The following is a 20,798-nucleotide window of genomic DNA, read 5'->3' as shown; positions in this document are numbered from 1 at the left end:
CGGTTGACCGCTGCGATTCCCGACGACGTCCCGGCCGAGCTCGTCGCGTCGTACGGACGTGACGACGCCGGCCGTTCGTGGCTGGCCGGGCTGCCCCGCCTGGTAGCCGACACCCTGGAGCGGTGGTCGCTACGGCCGGACGGGCCATCGGCGAACGGCATGGCGTCGCTGGTGGTGCCGGTGCTCCGCACCGACGGGGAGCCCGCTGTGCTGCGGTTGCAACCGGTCAGCGATGACAACGCCGGCGCCGCGCTGGGCCTGCGCACCTGGAACGGCGTCGGCATCGTGCGGCTGCTCGATCACGACCCCGGCACCGGAGCCATGCTGTTGGAACGGCTCGACGCCAGCCGTCCCCTCGCCGTGCTGACCGACGACGACACCGTCATGACCGTCCTGGCCGAGCTGCTGGCGCGACTGGCCGCGGTCGAGGCGCCGGCGGGCCTCCGGCGGTTGGCGGACGTCGCGACGGCCATGATCGACCAGACCCCTGCCGCCGTCCCGGCGCTGCACGACCCGGCCGAGCAGCGCCTGGTGCGCACCTGCGCCGCCGTCGTCGCCGATCTCGTTCCCGACGCCGGCGAGTGCCTGCTGCACTGGGACCTGCACGACGAGAACGTCCTCGCCGGGCAGCGCGAACCATGGCTGGCCATCGACCCGGAACCGCTGGCCGGCGACCCCGGTTTCGATCTGTGGCCGGCGCTGAACAGCCGCTGGAACACCATCGTCGCCAGCTCCGATCCGGTCCGGGCGGTGCTGCGCCGCTTCGACCTCATGACGGAGATCGTCGGCGTGGGCCGGGAGCGGGCCACCGGATGGACGCTCGGGCGGGTCCTCCAGAACGCGCTGTGGGACATCGAGGACGGCAAGACCGCACTCGACCCGCCCCAGGTCACGTTGGCAGAGGTCTTGCTGCGGCATCGCTCCCGATGAATGGGCATCCACTCATCGACGCCGCCGGACACAGCCTGGAGGTGAGTGCGTCGCGACGGGTGGTCGGGACACGAACTGCGGGGGCCGCTGGGTCGGAGGGTTCTTGAACATCTCGACGCCATGCGTGAGGCTGCTGGCCGGCATGGCGTATCCAACCTGCGCCTGTTCGGCAGCGTGGCGCGGGGCGCCGAAACCCCGAACAGCGACATGGATAGCGTGATCATCAACGGGTGGGCGTGTGATGGCGCACCCAGCGGTTGATGATCATGGTGGGTGGGGTCGGTCACCGGCCGCACGATCCATGACGCCTTCAACGGCGGCTAGCAGCGAGTGCTGGTGCCACGACCAGGGTGGCCGCTTGACACCGCTAGGTGTCCACTACAGCGGGCCGGTGCGGTCCAGGCGGCTCAGGATGGGTGTGTAGTGGGCCGACAGCGCCTCGTGAACGCCGTCGACGTCGCCGTCCAGTGCCGCCCGGTAGATGGCGTCGTGCTGGCGGTAGGTGTCGGCGGGACTGTCGTCGGCGATCTCGGCGCGCTGGGCGACCGCGTGGCTCATGGTCAGCCAGAACGCGTCGAGCAGCTTCAGCGCGACGGCGTTGCCGGCATCGGCGAACAGGGTGCGGTGGAAGCGGCGGTCCTCGGCCAGGACGTCCTCGCCGCGGTCGGCCTTGGCCTTCATCTCGGCAAGGATCCGCGCCAGGTCGGCCTTGGTCTGCTCGCTCAGGTTGGCCACGGCCCGGGCGACGAGGTCGTTCTCGACGGCTCGGCGCACCTCGAGGAGGTCGGCGAGCTCGCTGGAATCGAACAGCAGGTTGAAGGGGAGGTTGTCGATGAGCAGCGACAGCGAGAAGTCCTTGACGAAAACGCCGCTGCCGCGGCGGGTCTCGAGGATGCCGAGCGAGACGAGGCCCTTCACCGCCTCGCGGACGGAGTTGCGGCTGACGCCGAGCTGCTGGGCGAGCGCGCCTTCGGCCGGCAGGCCGTCACCGGCTTTCAGGCCGTTGGTGAGGATGTGATCCCGAAGTGCGGTCTGGACGGACTCGTGCAGGCTCGGCGGCCGCGGCAACGCCGTCAACTGCCTCGTCTGCTCCCCCTGAGCCACCTGACTACTCCTCCCGGCGCTGATGATTTGTAGGATAACCGAGCAATGTGCGCCGACACAAGCTACCGACCTGCGGAAACAGCGACGCTGCAGGCGGACCAGCCACCTGCAGCGTCCGGGCAGATCGGTGCGGCTACTCGTCCAGGTCGCGTTCGAGCAGGCTGACGAGCGCGTCGAGCGCCTGGTCGGCCTTGTCGCCGTCGGCGGACAGGATGACCTCGTCGCCCTGCTCCACCCCGAGGGTCATGATCGACAGGATGCTGGCGGCGTCGACCGGGTCACCGTCCGGCTTGCGGATGGTGACCTTCGTGGGCTGCTCGGCCGCGGCCTTGACGAAGACGGCTGCGGGCCGGGCGTGCAGGCCCGCCTTGCTCGCGACGACTGCGGTGCGCTCTGGCACGGCGTCTCCTCTGGTGAGCTCGTGTGTTCCGGCCCCCAAGCCTATCCGGGAGTCCCGACACGCACCCGGACGACTCCGGACGAGGGCGACCGGACGAGGTGCTCGCAGGTCGTGCGACCCTGATTCAGCATGATCGACACAGAGTGCTGGTGGGCCGCTTTCGCGTTGCCGGGGCGTTACGGTGAATACTGGGCCTGACATGCGAGCCCCCCGCCGCCGTGGGGCGTGACACCGGACGGCCGGGGACCTGCCGTCCGACCGGAACGGAGCGTTTATGCCCATCGCCACTCCCGAGGTCTACGCCGAGATGATCGACCGGGCCAAGGCCGGCTCGTTCGCGTATCCCGCCATCAACGTGACGTCGTCGCAGACCCTGAACGCCGCCATCAAGGGCTTCGCCGACGCCGAGAGCGACGGGATCGTCCAGGTCTCCACCGGGGGTGCCGAGTACATCTCCGGCCCGACCGTCAAGGACCGCGTCCGTGGGGCCATCGCGTTCGCCGCGTTCGCCCACGAGGTCGCCAAGAGCTACGACGTGCAGATCGCGCTGCACACCGACCACGCCCCGCTCGACGCCGTCGAACAGTGGGTCAAGCCGCTGCTGGCCGCGTCCACCGAGCGGGTGAAGGCCGGTCAGGCCCCGCTGTTCGGCTCGCACATGTGGGACGGCTCGGCCGTGCCGCTGGACCAGAACCTCAAGGTCGCCGAGGAATTGCTCGCGCTCTCGGCCGACGCGAAGACCATCCTCGAGATCGAGGTCGGCGTCGTCGGCGGCGAGGAGGACGGCGTCGCCCACGAGATCAACGACAAGCTCTACACCACCGTCGAGGACGGCCTGGCCACCGCCGAGGCGCTCGGCGTCGGCGAGCGCGGCCGGTACCTGACCGCGCTGACGTTCGGCAACGTGCACGGCGTCTACAAGCCGGGCAACGTCAAGCTGCGTCCGGAGATCCTGCGCGACATCCAGCAGTCCGTCGGCGAGCGGTACGGCAAGGACAAGCCGTTCGACCTGGTGTTCCACGGCGGCTCCGGCTCCACCGCGGAGGAGATCTCGGCCGCGGTCGACTACGGCGTGGTCAAGATGAACATCGACACCGACACCCAGTACGCGTTCACCCGCCCGGTCGTGGACCACATGTTCCGCAACTACGACGGCGTGCTGAAGATCGACGGCGAGGTCGGCAACAAGAAGGCCTACGACCCGCGTGCCTGGGGGAAGCTGGCCGAGGCCGGGCTCGCCGCCCGCGTCGTCGAGGCCGCGCAGCAGCTGCGCTCGGCCGGTCAGAAGCTGCGCTGATGCCCGGAGAGAACCTGCTCGGCGGCCCGCCGGAGACGTTCCTGCCCGACGACCCCGACGCCCGCGAGGCGCTGGCGTCGGGCGTCGACCCGTCCACCGTGGCCGCCGGGCACCCGGAATTCTCGCTGGCCTGGGCCGAGCTCGCCGACCGCGCGTTCGCGGCCGGCGACGCGGTGACGTCGTACGCGTACGCCCGCACCGGCTACCACCGCGGCCTGGACCAGCTGCGTCGCAACGGCTGGAAGGGCCACGGGCCGATTCCGTGGGAGCACGAGCCCAACCAGGGGTTCCTCCGTTCGCTCTACGCGTTGGGCCGGGCCGCGGAGGCCATCGGCGAGGCCGAAGAGGCCACCCGGTGCGCGGAGTTCCTGCGCGATTCCAGCCCCACCGCGGCCGACACGCTCCGGTGATCAACGACGGAGCCGCTGCCCCCGAGGGGTAGTGGCTCCCTCTCGATCACCTCAGAACCAAGGGGGATAATGCCCGCGATCGTCCTGGTCGGCGCCCAGTGGGGCGACGAAGGCAAAGGCAAGGCCACCGACCTCATCGGCAGCTCGGTCGACTACGTCGTGAAGTTCAACGGCGGAAACAACGCCGGCCACACCGTCGTCATCGACGGCGAGACCTACGCGCTGCACCTGCTGCCGTCGGGCATCCTGTCGCCGAACGTCACGCCGGTCATCGGCAACGGCGTCGTGGTCGACCTCGCCGTGCTCTTCGAGGAGCTCGACACCCTCCAAGCCCGCGGCATCGACACGTCCCGCCTGGTGGTTAGCGCCAACGCGCACCTGATCCCGTCGTACAACCGGACGCTGGACAAGGTGACCGAGCGGTTCCTCGGTCAGCGGCGCATCGGCACCACCGGCCGCGGCATCGGCCCCACCTACGCGGACAAGATGTCCCGAGTGGGCCTGCGGGTGCAGGACCTGTTCGACGAGAAAATCCTGCGGCAGAAGGTCGAGGGCGCGCTGGACCAGAAGAACCAGCTGCTGGTGAAGGTGTACAACCGGCGCGCGGTCACCGTCGACGAGGTCGTCGACGAGCTGATGAGCTACGCCGACCGGTTGCGCCCGATGGTCACCGACACCTCGTTGCTGCTGGCCGGGGCGCTGGACGAGGGCAAGGTCGTGATCATGGAGGCCGGGCAGGCCACGCTGCTCGACGTCGACCACGGCACCTACCCGTTCGTGACCTCGTCGAACGCGACGGCCGGTGGCGCCTGTACCGGTTCCGGTGTCCCGCCCACCCGCGTCGACAGCGTCATCGCGGTGCTCAAGGCCTACACCACGCGGGTCGGCGAGGGCCCGTTCCCGACCGAGCTCTTCGGCGACGAGGGCGACCGGCTGCGCAAGGCCGGCGGCGAGTTCGGCACCACCACCGGCCGGCCGCGCCGGTGCGGCTGGTTCGACGCGGTCATCGGCCGGTACGCCACCCGCATCAACGGCACCACCGACCTCGTACTCACCAAGCTCGACGTGCTCACCGGCTACGACCCGGTGCCGGTGTGCGTGGCGTACGAGGTCGACGGCGTCCGGTACGACGAGATGCCGATGACACAGACCGACTTCCACCACGCCGTCCCGGTCTTCGAGTACTTCGAGGGCTGGGACGACGACATCACCGGTGCGCGCAGCATGGACGACCTGCCGCCGGCGGCCCGTCGCTACGTCGAGGCGGTCGAGCGGCTGTGCGGCGCCCCGGTGTCGGCGGTCGGGGTGGGCCCGGGGCGTGAGGAGATCGTCGCCGTCCGCGACCTGGTGCGCTGATCAGGTCGTGGCGCGTGCCATGACCCGGCCGTTCTCGGACGCCCGGAGCGTGGCGAAGCCCATGCGCTCGTAGAACCCGATGGCCCGGACGTTGGCGGCGCCCACACCCAGGTGCACCCCCGGCGCGCCGGCGTCGCGCAGCGCGGCCAGCAGTCGCTCCATCAACGCCCGCCCCATGCCGTGACCCTGCGCCCGCGGCAGCATGTCGATGTGCAGGTGAGCAGGGTACTCGTCGATGATCGCGGGGTCGGCGTTCCGGCGTTCGTGGATGATCTCGACGTAGTGCGCGTCGCGGGTGCCGGCCGGGAAGGAGTCGCGAGGGTAACGGCGGCGTAGCGGCGGCCACCACTCCTGTTCGCAGGCTTCCTCGAACGAGGGCGTGTGGCGCGCGCCCAGCACGTACCCGGCCGCCGCGCCGTCGTCGACGACGAACGCCAGCGACGGCTCGAACCGCAGGTACGGGCCGACGAAGATCTCGCCGAGCAGCCGCGGATCGGTGAACAGGTGGGACGCGTCGCCGCCGTTGTCGCCGGTGCGCAGGCAGATGTCGTAGAGCGCCGCGTCGTCACCGGGTGCGTAGGGTCTGATGATCACGTGTGTGCCTCTCCGGCCGGGACCCTCCCGGCCCGTCGCTGTGCGAGTCGCGTCCGGTGACATCATGACGGGCGTGAACGATGTCGCCATCTCCGCGGTCCCGCTGGCGAACCGCTGGGTCAGCCTGGAGCCGCTCGGCCCGGGTCACGTCGGTGACCTGACTGCCGCGGCAGCCGCCGATCAGGACGAGGTCTTCCGCTGGATGGGGACGTGGCGTGCCGCTCGGCGCGACGGCATGCACGCCGTCGTGGGCGCGCTGGTCGAGAGCGCACGCTGGGGCGACCTGGCCGTGTGGGCCATTCGCCGCGCGGCCGACGGCGCGATCGTCGGATCCACGTCGTACCTCGACATCGATGTCGCCGACCGGCGGGTCGAGATCGGCTCCACCTGGATCGGGTCGCCGTGGTGGCGCACCGAGGTCAACACCGCCACCAAGCTGCTGCTTCTGGGGCACGCCTTCGACACGCTGGGCCTGGAGCGGGTGGCGCTGAAGACCGACCACCTGAACCTGCGGTCGCAGCGGGCGATCGAGCGGCTCGGCGCGGTGTACGAGGGCGTGCTGCGCCATCACAAGCTGCGGCCGGACGGCACCTGGCGGGACACGGTGTACTACTCGATCCTGGCCGCGGAGTGGCCGGCGGTGCGCGACCGGCTGACCGCGGCACTGACCGCGCGCGCATGATCGGAACTCGTCAGTCGAGCAGGCGGGAGCGCAGCGCCGTGGTGTCGTCGGTGGTCCAGCCGTGCATGCTCAGCCACTCCATCGGGCCGCCGAACTGCTGCTCGACGGTGTCGAGGAAAGTGGTCATGGAGGTGGCGCGTGGGACATTGCTGTCGATGGGCCGGCCGTTGAGGTCCGGCGCGTAGGTGGCGGTGGCCTTGAGCCGGCCGATGATCGCCTCGATGCGTTCGGCGGTCTGGACGTAGTCGGCGACGATGGCGTCGCGCTCGACCCCGGCCACCGACAGCGCGAGCGCGCAGACCACGCCGGTGCGGTCCTTGCCGGCGGCACAGTGCACCAGCGCCGCGCCGCTGCTGGTGGCGGCGGTGCGCAACGCCCTGACGACGTTCTCGGGCCGGTGTCGCAGGTAGTTGACGTAGTAGGCGCCGGTGTTGTGCCGGATGGTGGCGCCCTGCTCCTGGGTCCACGGCAGCAGCACGCTGTCGGCCTCGACGTCGGTGCGCTCGCCGACCTCCGGATACAAGGACAGATGATGGATGGTGACGTCGGGCACGGATGTCAGCGGCCCGGGTCCCTCGGACGTCACCTCGATGCTGGTGCGCAGATCGATGACGTCGCGCAGCCGCAGCGGCCCGGTGAGCCGCTGGACGTCGTCGTCGATCAGGTCCTGGAGGTTGTCCGAGCGCAGCACCCGCCCGAATTGGGTGGTGCGTCCGTCCGTGGTGGGCAGCCCGCCGAGGTCGCGTACGTTGACGGCGCCGACGAGGTCGATCCAGCGTTCGCTCATCACCGTTCACGGTAGTCGACCGCGATGGCGGCGCGCGCTGCGGCCGGACCATCGGTCTGGAGGCCGACCGTGCCCGGACGGTTGACGTGGCGGCGCGGCTCTCCCGATAGGGTCGGCCGACGTGAAGGTTCTCGTCATCGGCTCCGGTGCCCGCGAGCACGCCCTCGTCCGCTCCTTGCTGCGCGACCCCGAGGTGTCCGAGGTGCACGCGGCGCCCGGCAACGCCGGCATCGCCGCCGATGCCACCGTCCACCCGGTCGCGGCCGACCGGCCCGAGGCGGTGGCCGACCTGGCCGCTCGGCTGGACTCCGACCTCGTCGTCATCGGCCCGGAGGTCCCGCTGGTCGCGGGTGTCGCCGACGCCGTGAAGGCACGCGGCATCGCCTGCTTCGGACCGTCCGCCCGGGCGGCGAAGCTCGAGGGCTCCAAGGCGTTCGCCAAGGAGATCATGGCCGCGGCCGGTGTCCCGACCGCGATGGCGGTGGTCTGCGAGACCCGCGCCGAGGTCGAGGCTGCCCTCGACCGGTTCGGCCCGCCGTACGTGGTCAAGGACGACGGACTCGCGGCCGGCAAGGGTGTCGTCGTCACGGACGACCGCGCGGCCGCGCTGGCCCACGCCGAGGCCAGCGGCACGGTCGTCGTCGAGGAGTTCCTGGACGGGCCGGAGGTCTCGCTGTTCTGTGTCACCGACGGCCTGGCCGCGGTGCCGCTGACCCCCGCCCAGGACTTCAAGCGTGCCTACGACGGCGACGCCGGGCCCAACACCGGTGGCATGGGCGCGTACACGCCGCTTCCGTGGGCGCCGCCCGGGTTCGTCGACGACGTCGTCGAGCGGGTCGTGCGCCCCACCATCTCCGAGATGCACCGGCGTGGCACACCGTTCGCCGGGCTGCTCTACGTCGGCCTGGCGCTGACCTCGCGAGGCGTGCGGGTGGTGGAGTTCAACGCCCGCTTCGGCGACCCGGAGACCCAAGCGGTGCTGGCCCGGCTGCGCTCCGGTCTGGGCGGGCTGCTGCGGGCGGCGGCCACGGGCACGCTGGCGCAGCACCCGGAGCCGGTGTGGCACGACGGCGCCGCGGTCACCGTCGTCGTGGCCGCGCACGGGTACCCGGCGGCGCCGCGCACCGGCGACCGCATCCACGGCCTGGACGACGCGGCGGCGATCAAGGGGGTCGAGGTGCTGCACGCCGGCACTCGCCTGGACGCCGACGGCGCCGTGGTGTCCAGCGGCGGCCGGGTGCTGTCCGTCACCGCTGTCGGCGACGACCTGGCCGAGGCCCGCGACCGTGCTTATGAAGCGGTCGGACGGATCCAGCTCGAGGGCAGCCACGCCCGCAGCGACATCGCCGAGGCGGCGGCGCGGACATGAGCGCCCGACGACCCGGCCGGCCGGCACACTACGTCGTGGGCCTGCCGCAGCCGCCGCGGGCGCTGGTGATGGGCGTGGTCAACGTGACGCCCGACTCGTTCTCCGACGGTGGCTTCTGGTATGAACCCGGCGATGCCGTCGAGCACGGCCTCGACCTCATCGCTCAGGGCGCGGACATCGTGGACGTCGGCGGCGAGTCCACCCGGCCCGGCGCCGAGCGGCCCTCCATCGACGAGGAACGCCGTCGCGCGCTGCCGGTCATCCGCGAACTGGCGGCGGCCGGTGCCGTGGTGTCGGTCGACACCATGCGCGCAGCCGTCGCCGAGGACGCCCTGGCCGCGGGCGCCAAACTGGTCAACGACGTCTCCGGCGGCCAGGCCGACCCCGACATGCTGCGAGTGGTGGCCGCGGCCGGCGTCCCGGTGATCCTCACCCACTGGCGCGGGCACTCCGACCGGATGCAGCAGCTCACCGAGTACGCCGACGTGGTCGCCGACGTCATTGCGGAGCTGCGGCAGCGCATCGACGCCGCCCTGGCGGCCGGGGTGCGGCCGGAGCACATCGCCGTCGACCCCGGTCTGGGCTTCTCCAAGACCTGGGACCACAACTGGACGGTGCTGGCCCGGCTGCGCGAACTGGTGCAGCTCGACTTTCCGGTACTGGTGGCCGCCTCCCGCAAGACCTTCCTGGGTGAACTGCTGGCCGACCCGGCGACGGGGGAGCGGCGCCCGCCGATCGGCCGCGACGCCGCCACCGACGCGTTGTCCGTCGTGGCGGCACTGGACGGTGCCTGGTGCATCCGGGTCCACACCGTCCCGGCGACCATGGACGCGGTGCACGTGGCGGCCCGGCTCGGGGCGGAAGACGGGTGAGCGTGTTCAATGCCACGACGAGGGGGGAAGCGGTGAACGGCGGCCTGCGACTAGTGTCGTGGCGTGCCTGACCGCATCGAGCTGCGCGGCCTGACCGCGACCGGACGCCACGGCTGGTTCTCCCACGAGCGGGAGACCGGCCAGCTGTTCCGCGTCGACGTCTCGCTCGGCGTCGATACGCGTGCGGCGGCTCGCAGTGACGACCTGACCGACACCGTCGACTATGGCAGTCTTGCTGACCGGGTGGTCGGGCTCGTCGAGGGGGAGCCGGTCAGGCTGGTTGAGACCCTCGCCCAGCGCATCGCAGACCTCTGCCTGGAGGACCCGCGGGTCGAGGATGCCGAAGTGACCGTGCACAAGCCGGAGGCGCCGATCACGGTGCCGTTCGACGACGTGACCGTGACGATTCGAAGGGCCAGAACGTGACCAATGTCCCCAACCCCAACGTCGTCGACGCCGACACCCTGACGGGTGATCTGCGCCCACTGCGTCGCACCGCGTTCGCCCTGGGCAGCAACCTGGGTGACCGCCTCGAGTTCCTGCAAGCGGCCGTCGACACGTTGACCGACTCGTCGGAGATCGTGCCGGTGGCGGTGTCACCGGTCTACGAGTCCGAGCCGGTGAACGCACCGGCCGACTCGCCGAAGTTCCTCAACGCCGTCCTGGTGGTCGACACCACGCTGTCGCCGCGGTCGCTCATGGAACGGGCGCAGTCCACCGAGGCGGCCTACGGTCGCACGCGTGACGTCCCGAACAGTCCGCGCACACTCGACATCGACGTGCTGGCCGTCGGTGACGTCACCGCCGACGACGACGATCTCCGGGTGCCGCATCCGCGGCTGGCCGAGCGGGCATTCGTCCTGGTGCCCTGGGCCGACGTGGACCCGGAGTTCACCGTGCCCGGCCTCGGACGGGTGGTGGACCTCAGCTCGGCCGTCGACGCCACCGGCATGCGCCGGCTGGAGGAAACCCTCGAGAACCCCGCCTGAGGGTTCCGGGGCCGCACCGTGCAGAAGACGAAGATCGGTTCGCTGATCTGGGCCGCCCTGGTGGCGATCCCGATCGGCTGGTCGATCAGCCGGGTGATCGACGCCGTGTCCGGCGCGCTGCCACCTGTACCGTGGGTGTTGCCGCTGTTACTGCTGTTCCTGGCCATCGCCGTGTTCGCCGGCGCCCGGGCGGTACGGGAGTGGATCACCGAGCGGCGCTTCGACAATCGCATCGACGCGCTGCGGGTGGCCCGGTCGGTCGCCCTGGCCAAGGCGTCGGAGTACTTCGGCGCCGTCGTGGCGGGCGGCTATGCCGGGCTCGGGTTGCTGGCGGCGACGATGCTCGACTCGCCCATGGGTCGCAACCGAGCCATCCTCGCCGGCGCCGTGGTGGTCTGCGCCGTGGTGCTCACAGTGGCGGCGGTCCGGCTGGAACGCGCCGGCGAGGTTCCGCCCCCGGCGGACGAGGAGAACGGCGACCCCGCCGCGTCCTGATCGGCGTGCCCGCGGCCGGGCGGGCCCCCACGGGAATTGATCTCGGCAGGTCGCGGTATCTGGGAAACCGCCGGTGTGGCGCGGCGTGTGAAGTCCGATTCGCGGCGTACAAGCAGGTACGGTGACGCCCATGGCCTCCGTCCGTCACCGCCGTCGCCTCACCGCTGTCCGCGTTCTCGCCATCTTCGCTCCCACGCTGGCGATAGGTCTGGCCGCGGCCGCATTCATCGCCGAGGGGCCTTGGCCGCGAGTCGCCGCCGCGGAAGGCGCCGTCGTCGCGGCCGTCCTGGGGGCGTTCATCCTCAAGCTCGAACGCCGGCTGAGGGTCGAGGTCGCCACGGTCCGCGCCGAGCAGGCCGCCGAATACTCCGAGGCCCACGCGCGGTACTCCGAAGAGCACCGCGAGTTCACTGACCACATGGTCGGCCTGCTCGACGTCGCCTCCGAGCGCATCGACGTCATGCGCTCCAAGCTGGACCTGCTGGAGTCCGAAATCGCCGCCGCGCGCAGCGCCCGCCCCGGCGCCTCCACTCCGAGCGTCGAACTGGCCCGGCTGGCCGAGGGTGCGGAGTGGAATGACCTGTGGCCCGACCTCAGCGAGGCCCCCACGGTGGTCGACCTCATCAAGTGGGAGGACAAGAACACCGACCTGCTGCCCGAGGCCGACCGGCGCGTCAAGCCGGCAGCGCCAGCGGTCGAGCAGCAGGAACGCAGCGCCTGACCTCCGCGTCACGGCTCGGCCTGGGCCACCCGACGACGTCGACGGGTAACTTGGTTCTGGTTGGGCTAGGTGCTCTAACACCAGTGATCCCAGCTGGGCCTCGGCGCGTGCTATTGCGGCCACGCGCCGGGGCTTCTTGCGTCGCGGGCGTCGGCAACCCCCGTGATCTCACATGATCAAGGGTCAGACGTCCCGCACTGTCTCCAGCACCACGTCCGTGAGGGCGAGGTCCTGCGCGTCGGCCTCCACCGAACGCCGCAGCGCCATGTGCAGGGTGGCCGGCGTCAGTACGCCGAGGTAGCGATCGTCGTCGTCCAACACGGCGATCCAGCCGGCGTTCCACTGCAACATCTCCGCGAACGCCACCTTGAGGGTGTCGTCGAGCTCGACCCACGCTTCCATCCGGCGCGCCCGGTCGCCGACCCGGCCGCTGCCGGTCAGCAGGTCGCGGCTGATCCACCCGGCCAGGCCGCCGTCGGCGTCCAGCACCACCGCCCACCGATCCGCGCCCAGCGCGGCACCGGCGGTGGTGAGGTCGTCGTCGGCCCGCACGACCGGAGGGTGCTCGAGGTCCGCCGCGGTGATCGGTGTGACGGACAGCCGCTTCAGGCCGCGGTCGGCGCCCACGAAGTCGGCGACGAAATCGGTGGCCGGCGCGCCGAGAACGGTCGCCGGTGTGTCGTACTGCTCCAGCAGCCCACCCTGCTTGAACACCGCGATCCGGTCGCCGAGCCGGACCGCCTCCTCGATGTCGTGGGTGACGAAGAGGATGGTCTTGCGCACGTCGTCCTGCAGCCGCAGGAACTCGTCCTGCAGCTGTGACCGCACCACGGGGTCGACGGCGCTGAACGGCTCGTCCATGAGCAGCACCGGCGGGTCGACCGCCAGCGCCCGGGCCACCCCGACCCGCTGGCGCTGGCCACCGGAGAGCTCGTGCGGGAAACGCCGCCCGTGCACGGACGGGTCCAGCCCGACCAGTTCCATGAGTTCGCGCGCGCGTTCCGCGCGCCGCTTGCGTGGCCAGCCGACCAGTTCCGGCACGACGGCGATGTTGTCCTCGATGGTGCGGTGCGGGAACAGCCCGACGTTCTGGATGACGTAGCCGATGCCGCGCCGCAGTGCCACGGGGTCGGTGTTCGTGACGTCCTGGCCGTCGACGTAGATGTTGCCGCTGGTGGGCTGCACCAGCCGGTTGACCATCTTCATGGTGGTGGTCTTCCCGCACCCGGACGGACCAACCAGCACCACCAGTTCGCCCCGAGCGATCTCGAGGGTGAGCTCCTGGACCGCGACGGTGCCGTCGGCGTACCGCTTCGACACGCGGTCGAGACGAATCATCGGTTGTTCGGTAGCGTCCTCGGAATGGCGCTCTTCGGGCCCGCTCATGACGCAACCCTGACTGACAACTGCCTCACACGCAACGACTGGGTGTGTGGCGAGTATGTGCGTACCCGGTCGGACGAGATCCTCGACGCCCTCGGTCAGCACGTCACCATCACGGTGGTCTCGCTGGCCATCGGCTTCGCCGTCGCGCTGGTGCTCGCGGTGGTGGCCCGGCAGGTGTCGTGGCTACGCGGGGTCATCCTCGGCACGTCGACCGCCCTGTACACCCTGCCGTCGCTGGCGATGTTCGCGTTGCTGTTGCCGTTCACCGGCATCTCGGCGACGACGGTGGTGGTCGGGCTGGTCCTGTACTCGCTCACGATCCTGGTACGAGGCATCCTGACCGGGCTGGACGCCGTACCCGCGGAGGTGCGTGAGTCCGCCGTCGGCATGGGCTACGACGGGTTCCGGCTGCTGCGGAAGGTCGAGCTGCCGCTGGCGCTACCGGCCGTCTTCGCCGCGCTGCGGGTCGCGACGGTGTCCACCGTGGCCCTCACCACCATCGGCATGATCGTCAACCACGGCGGCCTGGGCAATCTCATCGCCCGGGGTCAGCGCAGCAACTTCCACGCCGAGGTGTTGACCGCGTCCGCGCTGTGTGTGGTGCTCGCGCTGGTGGCCGATCTCGCGCTGCTCGCGCTGCAACGATGGCTCATGCCCTGGCGACGGGCGGTGAACGCGTGAACGCGCTGCTGGACGGCCTCAGCTGGCTGCTCGACGGCGAGAACTGGTCCGGGCCGGCCGGGGTCGGCACCCGGTTGGTGGAGCACCTGTGGATCACCAGCTTGTCCATGGTCATCGCCTGCGCCGCCGCGTTGCCGGTCGCGCTCTGGCTGGGCCACGTCGGCCGTGGCGGTGCGCTGGCCATCAACATCAGCAACATCGGCCGGGCGGTACCGACGTTCGCGATCCTGGCGATCCTCTACATGACGCCACTCGGCCTGTCGATCTGGACCACCGTCATCGCGCTGGTGCTGTTCGCGATCCCGCCCATCCTCACCAACGCCTACGTCGGCATGCGCGAGGTCGACCGCGACGCCGTCGAGGCCGCTCGCGGTATGGGCATGTCCGGTGGACAGTTGTTGCGCGCCGTGGAGCTGCCGCTGGCAATCCCGCTGATCATGGGGGGCATCCGGCTGGCGACGGTCCAGGTGGTGGCGACGGCCACCCTGGCGGCCGTGATCTCCGGGCCCGGGCTCGGACGCATCATCACCAGCGGCTTCGGGCGACGCGACGTACCGGAGATCGTGGCCGGCGCGATCATCGTCGGCCTGCTGGCGCTGGTCGTCGAGGGCCTGATGGCCTGGCTTCAGCGGGCCGTCGACCCGATGCGGCGGGCCGGCCGGCGCACGTCGAGACGCGATCGTGACCACGAGTTGCCGCTCGTTCGGGAAGAGGTTGTCGGTGGTGCGTAGTTGACTGGGATGCGAAACGCGGGCGCTGTCCAGGTGCTCGCCGGACACGCGTGGCGGCCCGACGCCGTCACGGGACACAGAAGGTGACACCCGGAAGGTGAATGTGATGTCCCAGACCATGCGCAAGCGAGCAGCCGCGCTGGCGGCGGCGGCCGGGCTGGCGCTGTCGCTCGCGGCGTGCGGCGACAGTGACGACCCGTTCGAGGACGAGGACGGCGGCGGAGGCGACGCCACCGCGGCGGAAGGCGGCGACCTCACCGTCGGTGGCGCCAACTTCACCGAGATGGTGATCATGCAGGAGATGTACGCTGCCCTGCTCGAGGACGCGGGCTACTCCGTGGACATCCAGTCTGTCGACGCGCGGGAGATCTACGAGCCGGCGCTGCAGAGTGGTGAGATCGACATCGTCCCGGAGTACGCCGCCACGTTCGCCGAGTACCTGAACGCCACCATCAACGGCCCCGAAGCCCCTTCCGACGCGCCGGTCGCCACGGCTGACGCTCAGGAGACGGTCGAGGCCGCCCGGCCGCTGGCAGAGCAGCGTGGTCTCACCATCCTCGACCCGGCCGAGGCGGCCAGCCAGAACGCCTTCGCGGTCTCACAGCAGTTCGCCGACGAGAACAGCATCACCACGCTGTCCGACCTGGCGGCCCTGGGCCAGCCGATCACGCTGGCCGCGGTCGAGGAGTGCCCCGACCGGCCGTTCTGCGAGCCCGGCCTGGAGTCCGTCTACGGCCTCGACATCGTCGACCCGCCGCTGGCCACCGGGTTCAGCACCAGTGAGACCAAGCAGGCCGTCCAGCGCGGCGACGCCCAGCTCGGCCTGGTCGGCACCACCGACGGCACTCTCGACCAGTTCGAGCTGGTGCTGCTGGAGGACGACCAGCAGCTGCAGTTGGCCGACAACCTCGTGCCGGTGGTGAACACCGAGACCGCCGGCGACGAGCAGATCGCCGAGGTGCTCGGGCAGCTGGCCGATGTCCTCACCACCGAGGACCTCGCCATGCTGAACGCCCAGGTCGACGCCGAGCGCCAGCAGACACCCGACGTCGCCATGGCGTATCTCGAGGAGAAGGGGCTGCTCTGAGTTCCATCAGCGCCTTCGACGTACTGGACTGGCGCCGCCGGGTCCATGCGCTCTATGCCCGGGTCCGGGCCGAGCCGGACCCGGCGCGGGCGCACGCCGAATGGGCCGCGGGCCGCGACGAGCTGGTCCGCACCCACCCGGCGTCGCCGCTGCCGGTGCAACGCCGGTCCGAGTTCGCCGGCCTGCGGCACGCGCCCTACGACGCCGGCCTGCGGTTCGTGGCCGCGGTCGACACAGCGGTCGAGCCCCAGCGGCTGGAGGTGCCCACGGCCACCGACGGCGTGGTGCCGTTCGAGCTGGTGGGGCGGGTACACCTGCCGGTCGGCACGCTCGACGTGTGGTGGCTGGACTCCTACGGCGGCGGGCTGTTCGTGCCGGTGAAGGACGCCTCGGCCGGTACTCGCACCTACGGCGGCGGCCGCTATGTCTTCGACACGGTGAAGGGCTCCGATCTGGGCGGTTCGGTCACCGACGGCCTCGTGATCGACCTCAACTTCGCCTACAACCCGTCCTGCGCGTACGACCCGGCCTGGACCTGTCCGCTGGCGCCGCCGGGCAACCGCCTGGACGTGCCGGTGGAAGCGGGTGAGCTGGTCGCCGCCTGATTCGAGGCGTACGAGGGGTAGCCTCGTGTGCCGTGGATCAGGACCAGCTCTTCGCGCCGCCCGGTGAGGCCTGGCAGCAGGTGTCGCGCAAGCTCGTCGCGCTGCGCCGGCTGGTGCTCGTCATCTGGGTGGTGATCGGCACGGTGGCGGCCGGGTTCGGGCTCGGCCTGCCGTTCGAGCTGGCCGGTGTGGCGGTGGCGGTCGCCGGCGGGCTGGTGGCGTTGGGCTGGGGGCTGTGGCTGATCCCGCGCAACTGGCGGGCCTGGGGCTATGCCGAGCGTCTCGACGACCTCCTCGTCACCCACGGCGTGATGTACCGCAAGCTGACGGTCGTGCCGTACGGGCGCATGCAGTTCGTCGACGTCGCCTCCGGGCCGCTGGAGCGTCGCTACGGGCTGGCCACCATCCAGCTGCACACGGCATCGCCCGCCACCGACGCGAAGATCCCCGGTCTTCCGGCCGCCGAGGCGGCACGCCTGCGCGATCGGCTGTCGGCGCTCGGTGAGGCCCAGGCGGCAGGGCTGTGAGTGACGACGAGACCAGTGAACGCCCGGCCCAGCCCGGTGCGGACCCCGCGGAGCCGGCCGCGGAGCGAACGAGCGACGGGGTCCGAACCGGCGATTCCGTGACCGCAGACGGGCCGGGCGCGGGTGACGGGGGCGGCAAGGCCGCCCGGGTCGATCCCACGCCGGAGCATTTCACGCGGCTGCATCCGCTCACGCCGCTGTTGCGCGGCTGGGCGTTCCTGGCCGCGGCCATCGCGTTCGGCGGTCAGGACGCGCTGCGCTCCGGCGAGATGGGGCGATTCGGCATCACGGTGCTCGGCATCGCGATCATCGGCATGATCACAGGGCTGTTGTCGTGGTGGTTCACCCGTTACGGGTTCGACGGCGATGCGCTACGCATCGACTCCGGCATGCTCAACCGGCGCTCGCGGCGGGTGCGGCTCGACCGCCTGCAGGCGGTCGACATCAACCGGCCGCTGGCCGGGCGGCTGCTGGGGGTTTCGGAGCTTCGCCTGGAGGTGGCCGGCGGCGGCAAGGCCGAGGCGCCGCTGCAGTACCTCGCCGTCGACGACGCCGTCCGGCTGCGGGCGCAGTTGCTGGCCCGTGCCGCCGGTATCGACGCGGACACTCCCGAGGCGCCCGAGCGGGTGGTGCACGAGGTGCCGCTGGACCGGCTGGTCTGGTCGACGGTGCTGTCCGGGGTGTTCGTCATCGGTGCGCTGATCCTCGTGGGCATGGGAGTCGCCCTGGCGCTCGTCCCCGACCGGGGCGCGACGATCGGGGTGGCGTGGTCGATGCTGCCGGGCCTCATCGCCGTCGGCGCCGCGCTGTGGAACCAGCTCGGCCGCAACTTCGGCTTCGTCCTGGCGGAGTCTCCCGACGGCTACCGCATCCGCAAGGGTCTGCTCGACACCCTGCACCAGACCGTCCCGCCGGGCCGCGTGCAGGGAGTAGCCATGCGCCAGCCGTTGTTGTGGAGGTTGAAGGGCTGGGTGAGGCTGGACGTGGATGTCGCGGGGTATGCGGGGGAGTCGTCGGACGACGGCCAGCGCACGTCGACGCTGCTGCCGGTCGCCACGTTCGACGAGGCGGCCGAGGTGCTGCGGCAGGTGCTGCCCGGGTCCGACCCGCTGGTCGTGCCGTTGTCCACGGCGCCGCGGCCGGCACGCTGGCTGCGTCCGTTCGGATGGAAGCGGCTGGCCTACGGCTTCGACGAGCACGTGGTCGTCGTCCGGGAAGGGGTGCTGTACCGCAACCTGACCGCGGTGCCGCATGCGAAGGCCCAGAGTGTCCGCATCAACCAGGGGCCGCTGCAGCGTCGCCTGGGGCTGGCCACGGTGCACGTCGACACGACTCCGGGCCCGGTCGACGCGGTCATCCGGCACCGGTACGTCGCGGAGGCCCGGGAGATCGTGGACGGCCAGACCGAGCGTTCCCGAGTGGCGCGCAAGGTCGATGTTCCAGAACAATGGATGGCGAGGTACCGGTACGCCGGTCCCGACCCCGACGGCCACGCCGACGGTGACGGTCAGCCGACCGCATCGAGCGAGCGAGACCAGGAGTGACGCAGTGTTCCGCACCATGATGAAGGGCAAGATCCACCGCGCTACCGTGACGCAGGCCGACCTGCACTATGTGGGATCGGTCACGGTCGACGAGGACCTCCTCGAGGCGGCGGACCTGCTGCCCGGTGAGCAGGTCGACATCGTCGACATCACCAACGGCGCCCGGCTCACCACCTACGCCATCGCCGGCCCGCGTGGCTCCGGCGTGCTGGGCATCAACGGCGCCGCCGCCCGGCTGGTGCAGCCCGGTGACCTGGTGATCCTCATCAGCTACGGCTTGGTCGACGACGCGGAGGCCCGTCGGTTGCGGCCGCGGGTGGTGCACGTCGACGCCGCCAACCGCATCGTGACCATCGGCGACGACGCCGCTGAGCCGGTGCCGGGCGATCCGGGACAGCGGCGCGGCGACACCGTCGTCGCCGGCTGAGGCAGCCGCCCGGCCCGCGGGCGACGGTCTCGGCCACAGCTTCGGGACGCATCGGCCCGGCGAGCCGATGCCGGACCCGATCGGGGATGATGGGCCGGTGCCGCACGAGAACGCACCGACCCCCCGCGCCATCGCCGACCGTTACGTCGAGACGATCGCCGACCTGAACCCGATCACCGGGACGGCGCTTGGCATCCGGCCCGGTGTCGACACCCTTCCCGACCTCTCGCCGCAGGGGCAGGATGCCGTCGCCGACGCCGGCCGGTCCACACTCGCCGAGCTCGACGCTGCCGAGGCGGCGGCCGCCGGCGACGGCGGTCTCCCGGTCGAGGAGCGGCGCGCGGCGCGGCTGCTGCGCGAGCGGCTGACCGCCGCGCTGGCCGTCCACGACGCCGGCGAAGGGCTGCGCGACGTCAGCAACCTGTTCTCGCCGGTGCAATCGCTCCGGTCGGTCTTCCTGCTCATGCCCACCGCCACCGACGACGACTGGGCCGTCATTGGGCGCCGGCTGCGCCACGTGCCCGCGGCCGCCCAGGGCTACCGGGAGTCGTTGCGCGCGGGCGTCGAGCGGCGGCTGCTGGCCGCGCCCCGGCAGGTCGAGACGGTGGTCGAGCAGATCGACACTTGGCTCTCCTCCGACTGGTACACGACGTTCGTCGCCGCTGGCCCGGAAGCCCAGCGCGCCGAGCTGACCGAGGCGGCAGGGGTGGCGACGGCCGCGCTGGCCGACCTGCGCGGCTACCTCGCGGACAGCTACCTGCCGGCCGCGGCCGGCACCCCGGACGCCGTCGGCCGCGAGCGGTACGAGCTGTGGGTGCGCCGCTGGGCCGGCACGACGCTCGACCTCGAAGACGCCTATGCGTACGGGTGGTCGGAGTTCCACCGGCTGCACGAGGAGATGAAGCAGGCTGCCGATGCGGTCCTGCCGGGGCACACGCCGCTGGCCGTGATGCGCCACCTCGACCAGCACGGCGAGGCGATCGAGGGCGTCGACGACGTCCGCACCTGGCTGCAGGACCTCATGGACCAGGCGATGGCCGACCTCGACGGCACCCACGTCGACCTCGCCGAACCGGTCAAGCAGGTCGAGGCCATGATCGCGCCGCCGGGCAGCGCGGCCGCGCCGTACTACACCCGTCCGGCGCTGGACTTCTCCCGGCCCGGGCGGACCTGGTTGCCCACGCTCGGCGAGACCCGGTTCCCGGTGTGGGGCCTGGTCAGCACGTGGTACCACGAAGGCGTTCCCGGTCACCACCTGCAGTTCGCACAGTGGGTCCACGTCGCGCAGTCGCTGTCGCGGTACCAGGTGAGTCTCGGCTCGGTCAGCGCCATGACCGAAGGCTGGGCGCTCTACGCCGAGCGTCTCATGGACGAGTTGGGCTACCTCACCGATCCGGCGCGGCGGCTGGGCTACCTCGACGCGCAGATCATGCGGGCCATCCGGGTCATCGTCGACATCGGCATGCACCTGCGACTGCGCATCCCGGCCGGCGAGACGTTCCACCCCGGCGAGGTCTGGACGCCGGAACTGGCGCGCGAGTTCTTCGGGGCTTTCAACGGTCGCGACCCGGCGTTTCTCGACTCCGAGATCGTCCGATACCTCGGCCTGCCCGGCCAAGCCATCGGCTACAAGCTGGGTGAGCGGGCCTGGCTGGCCGGTCGCGACGCCGCCCGCTCCGCGGCGGCCGCCCGCGGCACCGAGTTCGACCTGAAGGCCTGGCACATGGCGGCCCTGTCGATGGGCTCGCTGGGCCTCGACGACCTCGCCGACGAGCTCGCCCGGCTGCCGTGACGGGGTGAGCCG

25 protein-coding genes are annotated in these 20,798 nt (G+C 71.3%); 20 read left to right on the top strand and 5 right to left on the bottom strand.

Features of this window, described 5'->3' with window-relative positions; all coding sequences use genetic code 11:
• The first annotated feature begins 3 nt into the window (after window positions 1–3).
• Window positions 4–930 carry an aminoglycoside phosphotransferase family protein gene (locus tag JIAGA_RS0124505; RefSeq protein ID WP_026877705.1) on the top strand — a complete coding sequence of 309 codons (927 nt, stop codon included), beginning with the start codon at window positions 4–6 and terminating at the stop codon, window positions 928–930.
• A gap of 120 nt (window positions 931–1,050) precedes the next feature.
• On the top strand, window positions 1,051–1,191 hold the full coding sequence (locus JIAGA_RS36290; RefSeq protein ID WP_084470063.1) for a nucleotidyltransferase domain-containing protein: 141 nt from the start codon (window positions 1,051–1,053) through the stop codon (window positions 1,189–1,191).
• Window positions 1,192–1,308: 117 nt separating this feature from the next.
• Here the strand turns inward: JIAGA_RS36290 and JIAGA_RS0124500 are convergent, their stop codons facing one another.
• Both JIAGA_RS0124500 and JIAGA_RS35845 read right to left on the bottom strand, forming a co-directional pair.
• Window positions 1,309–2,034, bottom strand: a complete 726-nt coding sequence (locus JIAGA_RS0124500; RefSeq protein ID WP_084470061.1) for a FadR/GntR family transcriptional regulator — start codon at window positions 2,032–2,034, stop codon at window positions 1,309–1,311.
• A 133-nt stretch (window positions 2,035–2,167) separates the two neighbouring features.
• Window positions 2,168–2,434, bottom strand: coding sequence for an HPr family phosphocarrier protein (locus tag JIAGA_RS35845; protein WP_026877703.1), 267 nt, complete (start codon window positions 2,432–2,434; stop codon window positions 2,168–2,170).
• 274 nt (window positions 2,435–2,708) lie between these two features.
• Here JIAGA_RS35845 and fbaA point away from each other — a divergent pair, with 274 nt between their 5' ends.
• From fbaA to JIAGA_RS0124480, 3 genes are all read left to right on the top strand, one after another.
• Window positions 2,709–3,731: a class II fructose-bisphosphate aldolase gene (fbaA, locus tag JIAGA_RS0124490; RefSeq protein WP_026877702.1), complete on the top strand. Its 1,023-nt coding sequence runs from the start codon at window positions 2,709–2,711 to the stop codon at window positions 3,729–3,731.
• Window positions 3,731–4,141, top strand: coding sequence for a DUF3151 domain-containing protein (locus JIAGA_RS0124485; protein WP_035812932.1), 411 nt, complete (start codon window positions 3,731–3,733; stop codon window positions 4,139–4,141). Before fbaA ends, JIAGA_RS0124485 begins: the two co-directional genes overlap by 1 nt.
• A 69-nt stretch (window positions 4,142–4,210) precedes the next feature.
• The gene (locus tag JIAGA_RS0124480; RefSeq protein ID WP_026877701.1) at window positions 4,211–5,497 is read left to right on the top strand and encodes an adenylosuccinate synthase; all 1,287 of its coding nucleotides are present in this window, start codon (window positions 4,211–4,213) and stop codon (window positions 5,495–5,497) included.
• Here the strand turns inward: JIAGA_RS0124480 and JIAGA_RS32105 are convergent, their stop codons facing one another.
• Window positions 5,498–6,091, bottom strand: coding sequence for a GNAT family N-acetyltransferase (locus JIAGA_RS32105; protein WP_035812931.1), 594 nt, complete (start codon window positions 6,089–6,091; stop codon window positions 5,498–5,500).
• A 73-nt stretch (window positions 6,092–6,164) separates the two neighbouring features.
• Between JIAGA_RS32105 and JIAGA_RS0124470 the strand changes: the two genes are divergently transcribed.
• Complete coding sequence (locus JIAGA_RS0124470; protein WP_245597235.1) at window positions 6,165–6,773, top strand: GNAT family N-acetyltransferase; 609 nt, start codon at window positions 6,165–6,167, stop codon at window positions 6,771–6,773.
• A gap of 10 nt (window positions 6,774–6,783) precedes the next feature.
• Here JIAGA_RS0124470 and JIAGA_RS0124465 read toward each other — a convergent pair whose 3' ends face one another.
• Complete coding sequence (locus JIAGA_RS0124465; protein ID WP_026877699.1) at window positions 6,784–7,560, bottom strand: tyrosine-protein phosphatase; 777 nt, start codon at window positions 7,558–7,560, stop codon at window positions 6,784–6,786.
• 121 nt (window positions 7,561–7,681) lie between these two features.
• Here JIAGA_RS0124465 and purD point away from each other — a divergent pair, with 121 nt between their 5' ends.
• From purD to JIAGA_RS0124435, 6 genes are all read left to right on the top strand, one after another.
• Entirely contained in the window at window positions 7,682–8,929 is a 1,248-nt protein-coding gene (gene purD / locus JIAGA_RS0124460) for a phosphoribosylamine--glycine ligase (protein ID WP_026877698.1), read from the top strand.
• On the top strand, window positions 8,926–9,801 hold the full coding sequence (folP, locus tag JIAGA_RS0124455) for a dihydropteroate synthase (protein WP_051426468.1): 876 nt from the start codon (window positions 8,926–8,928) through the stop codon (window positions 9,799–9,801). The genes purD and folP overlap by 4 nt, the downstream gene beginning before the upstream one ends.
• Before the next feature lie 63 nt (window positions 9,802–9,864).
• Window positions 9,865–10,227 (top strand): dihydroneopterin aldolase, encoded by a 363-nt coding sequence (folB, locus tag JIAGA_RS0124450; RefSeq protein WP_026877696.1) that lies wholly within the window; start codon window positions 9,865–9,867, stop codon window positions 10,225–10,227.
• Window positions 10,224–10,790: a 2-amino-4-hydroxy-6-hydroxymethyldihydropteridine diphosphokinase gene (folK, locus tag JIAGA_RS0124445; protein ID WP_026877695.1), complete on the top strand. Its 567-nt coding sequence runs from the start codon at window positions 10,224–10,226 to the stop codon at window positions 10,788–10,790. The genes folB and folK overlap by 4 nt, the downstream gene beginning before the upstream one ends.
• Window positions 10,791–10,808: 18 nt before the next feature.
• Entirely contained in the window at window positions 10,809–11,285 is a 477-nt protein-coding gene (locus JIAGA_RS0124440; protein WP_026877694.1) for a DUF3180 domain-containing protein, read from the top strand.
• A gap of 130 nt (window positions 11,286–11,415) precedes the next feature.
• Complete coding sequence (locus tag JIAGA_RS0124435) at window positions 11,416–12,006, top strand: hypothetical protein (protein WP_026877693.1); 591 nt, start codon at window positions 11,416–11,418, stop codon at window positions 12,004–12,006.
• A 183-nt stretch (window positions 12,007–12,189) separates the two neighbouring features.
• Here the strand turns inward: JIAGA_RS0124435 and JIAGA_RS0124430 are convergent, their stop codons facing one another.
• On the bottom strand, window positions 12,190–13,344 hold the full coding sequence (locus tag JIAGA_RS0124430; protein WP_026877692.1) for an ABC transporter ATP-binding protein: 1,155 nt from the start codon (window positions 13,342–13,344) through the stop codon (window positions 12,190–12,192).
• A gap of 24 nt (window positions 13,345–13,368) precedes the next feature.
• On the opposite strand from JIAGA_RS0124430, the gene JIAGA_RS0124425 reads away from it, so the two are divergent.
• The 8 genes from JIAGA_RS0124425 (at window position 13,369) to JIAGA_RS0124390 (ending at window position 20,786) form a co-directional block, all read left to right on the top strand.
• Window positions 13,369–14,073 (top strand): ABC transporter permease subunit, encoded by a 705-nt coding sequence (locus JIAGA_RS0124425; RefSeq protein ID WP_051426467.1) that lies wholly within the window; start codon window positions 13,369–13,371, stop codon window positions 14,071–14,073.
• Window positions 14,070–14,804 carry an ABC transporter permease gene (locus JIAGA_RS32100; RefSeq protein WP_211239835.1) on the top strand — a complete coding sequence of 245 codons (735 nt, stop codon included), beginning with the start codon at window positions 14,070–14,072 and terminating at the stop codon, window positions 14,802–14,804. The genes JIAGA_RS0124425 and JIAGA_RS32100 overlap by 4 nt, the downstream gene beginning before the upstream one ends.
• Before the next feature lie 106 nt (window positions 14,805–14,910).
• On the top strand, window positions 14,911–15,891 hold the full coding sequence (locus tag JIAGA_RS0124415; protein WP_026877690.1) for an ABC transporter substrate-binding protein: 981 nt from the start codon (window positions 14,911–14,913) through the stop codon (window positions 15,889–15,891).
• Window positions 15,892–16,046: 155 nt separating this feature from the next.
• Window positions 16,047–16,496 carry a DUF1684 domain-containing protein gene (locus JIAGA_RS0124410; protein WP_211239834.1) on the top strand — a complete coding sequence of 150 codons (450 nt, stop codon included), beginning with the start codon at window positions 16,047–16,049 and terminating at the stop codon, window positions 16,494–16,496.
• 32 nt (window positions 16,497–16,528) lie between these two features.
• On the top strand, window positions 16,529–17,023 hold the full coding sequence (locus JIAGA_RS0124405) for a PH domain-containing protein (protein ID WP_051426465.1): 495 nt from the start codon (window positions 16,529–16,531) through the stop codon (window positions 17,021–17,023).
• Window positions 17,020–18,567 carry a PH domain-containing protein gene (locus JIAGA_RS32095; protein ID WP_051426464.1) on the top strand — a complete coding sequence of 516 codons (1,548 nt, stop codon included), beginning with the start codon at window positions 17,020–17,022 and terminating at the stop codon, window positions 18,565–18,567. The genes JIAGA_RS0124405 and JIAGA_RS32095 overlap by 4 nt, the downstream gene beginning before the upstream one ends.
• A 4-nt stretch (window positions 18,568–18,571) precedes the next feature.
• Window positions 18,572–18,994, top strand: coding sequence for an aspartate 1-decarboxylase (panD, locus tag JIAGA_RS0124395; RefSeq protein ID WP_026877687.1), 423 nt, complete (start codon window positions 18,572–18,574; stop codon window positions 18,992–18,994).
• A gap of 67 nt (window positions 18,995–19,061) precedes the next feature.
• Window positions 19,062–20,786 (top strand): DUF885 domain-containing protein, encoded by a 1,725-nt coding sequence (locus JIAGA_RS0124390; RefSeq protein WP_051426463.1) that lies wholly within the window; start codon window positions 19,062–19,064, stop codon window positions 20,784–20,786.
• The last annotated feature ends 12 nt before the right edge of the window (window positions 20,787–20,798 follow it).

Origin of the sequence: Jiangella gansuensis DSM 44835, assembly GCF_000515395.1 — a bacterium.
Taxonomy (GTDB): domain Bacteria; phylum Actinomycetota; class Actinomycetes; order Jiangellales; family Jiangellaceae; genus Jiangella; species Jiangella gansuensis.
This window is presented reverse-complemented; position numbering and strand designations above follow the sequence as displayed.

Coding starts and splice junctions, on each gene's coding strand:
- JIAGA_RS36290 (WP_084470063.1), top strand. CDS start 1,051: ATGCGTGAGGCTGCTGGCCGGCATGGCGTATCCAACCTGCGCCTGTTC.
- fbaA (WP_026877702.1), top strand. CDS start 2,709: ATGCCCATCGCCACTCCCGAGGTCTACGCCGAGATGATCGACCGGGCC.
- JIAGA_RS0124485 (WP_035812932.1), top strand. CDS start 3,731: ATGCCCGGAGAGAACCTGCTCGGCGGCCCGCCGGAGACGTTCCTGCCC.
- JIAGA_RS0124480 (WP_026877701.1), top strand. CDS start 4,211: ATGCCCGCGATCGTCCTGGTCGGCGCCCAGTGGGGCGACGAAGGCAAA.
- JIAGA_RS0124465 (WP_026877699.1), bottom strand. CDS start 7,560: ATGAGCGAACGCTGGATCGACCTCGTCGGCGCCGTCAACGTACGCGAC.
- folP (WP_051426468.1), top strand. CDS start 8,926: ATGAGCGCCCGACGACCCGGCCGGCCGGCACACTACGTCGTGGGCCTG.
- JIAGA_RS0124435 (WP_026877693.1), top strand. CDS start 11,416: ATGGCCTCCGTCCGTCACCGCCGTCGCCTCACCGCTGTCCGCGTTCTC.
- JIAGA_RS0124430 (WP_026877692.1), bottom strand. CDS start 13,344: ATGATTCGTCTCGACCGCGTGTCGAAGCGGTACGCCGACGGCACCGTC.
- JIAGA_RS0124425 (WP_051426467.1), top strand. CDS start 13,369: ATGGCGCTCTTCGGGCCCGCTCATGACGCAACCCTGACTGACAACTGC.
- JIAGA_RS0124415 (WP_026877690.1), top strand. CDS start 14,911: ATGTCCCAGACCATGCGCAAGCGAGCAGCCGCGCTGGCGGCGGCGGCC.
- JIAGA_RS0124390 (WP_051426463.1), top strand. CDS start 19,062: ATGCCGGACCCGATCGGGGATGATGGGCCGGTGCCGCACGAGAACGCA.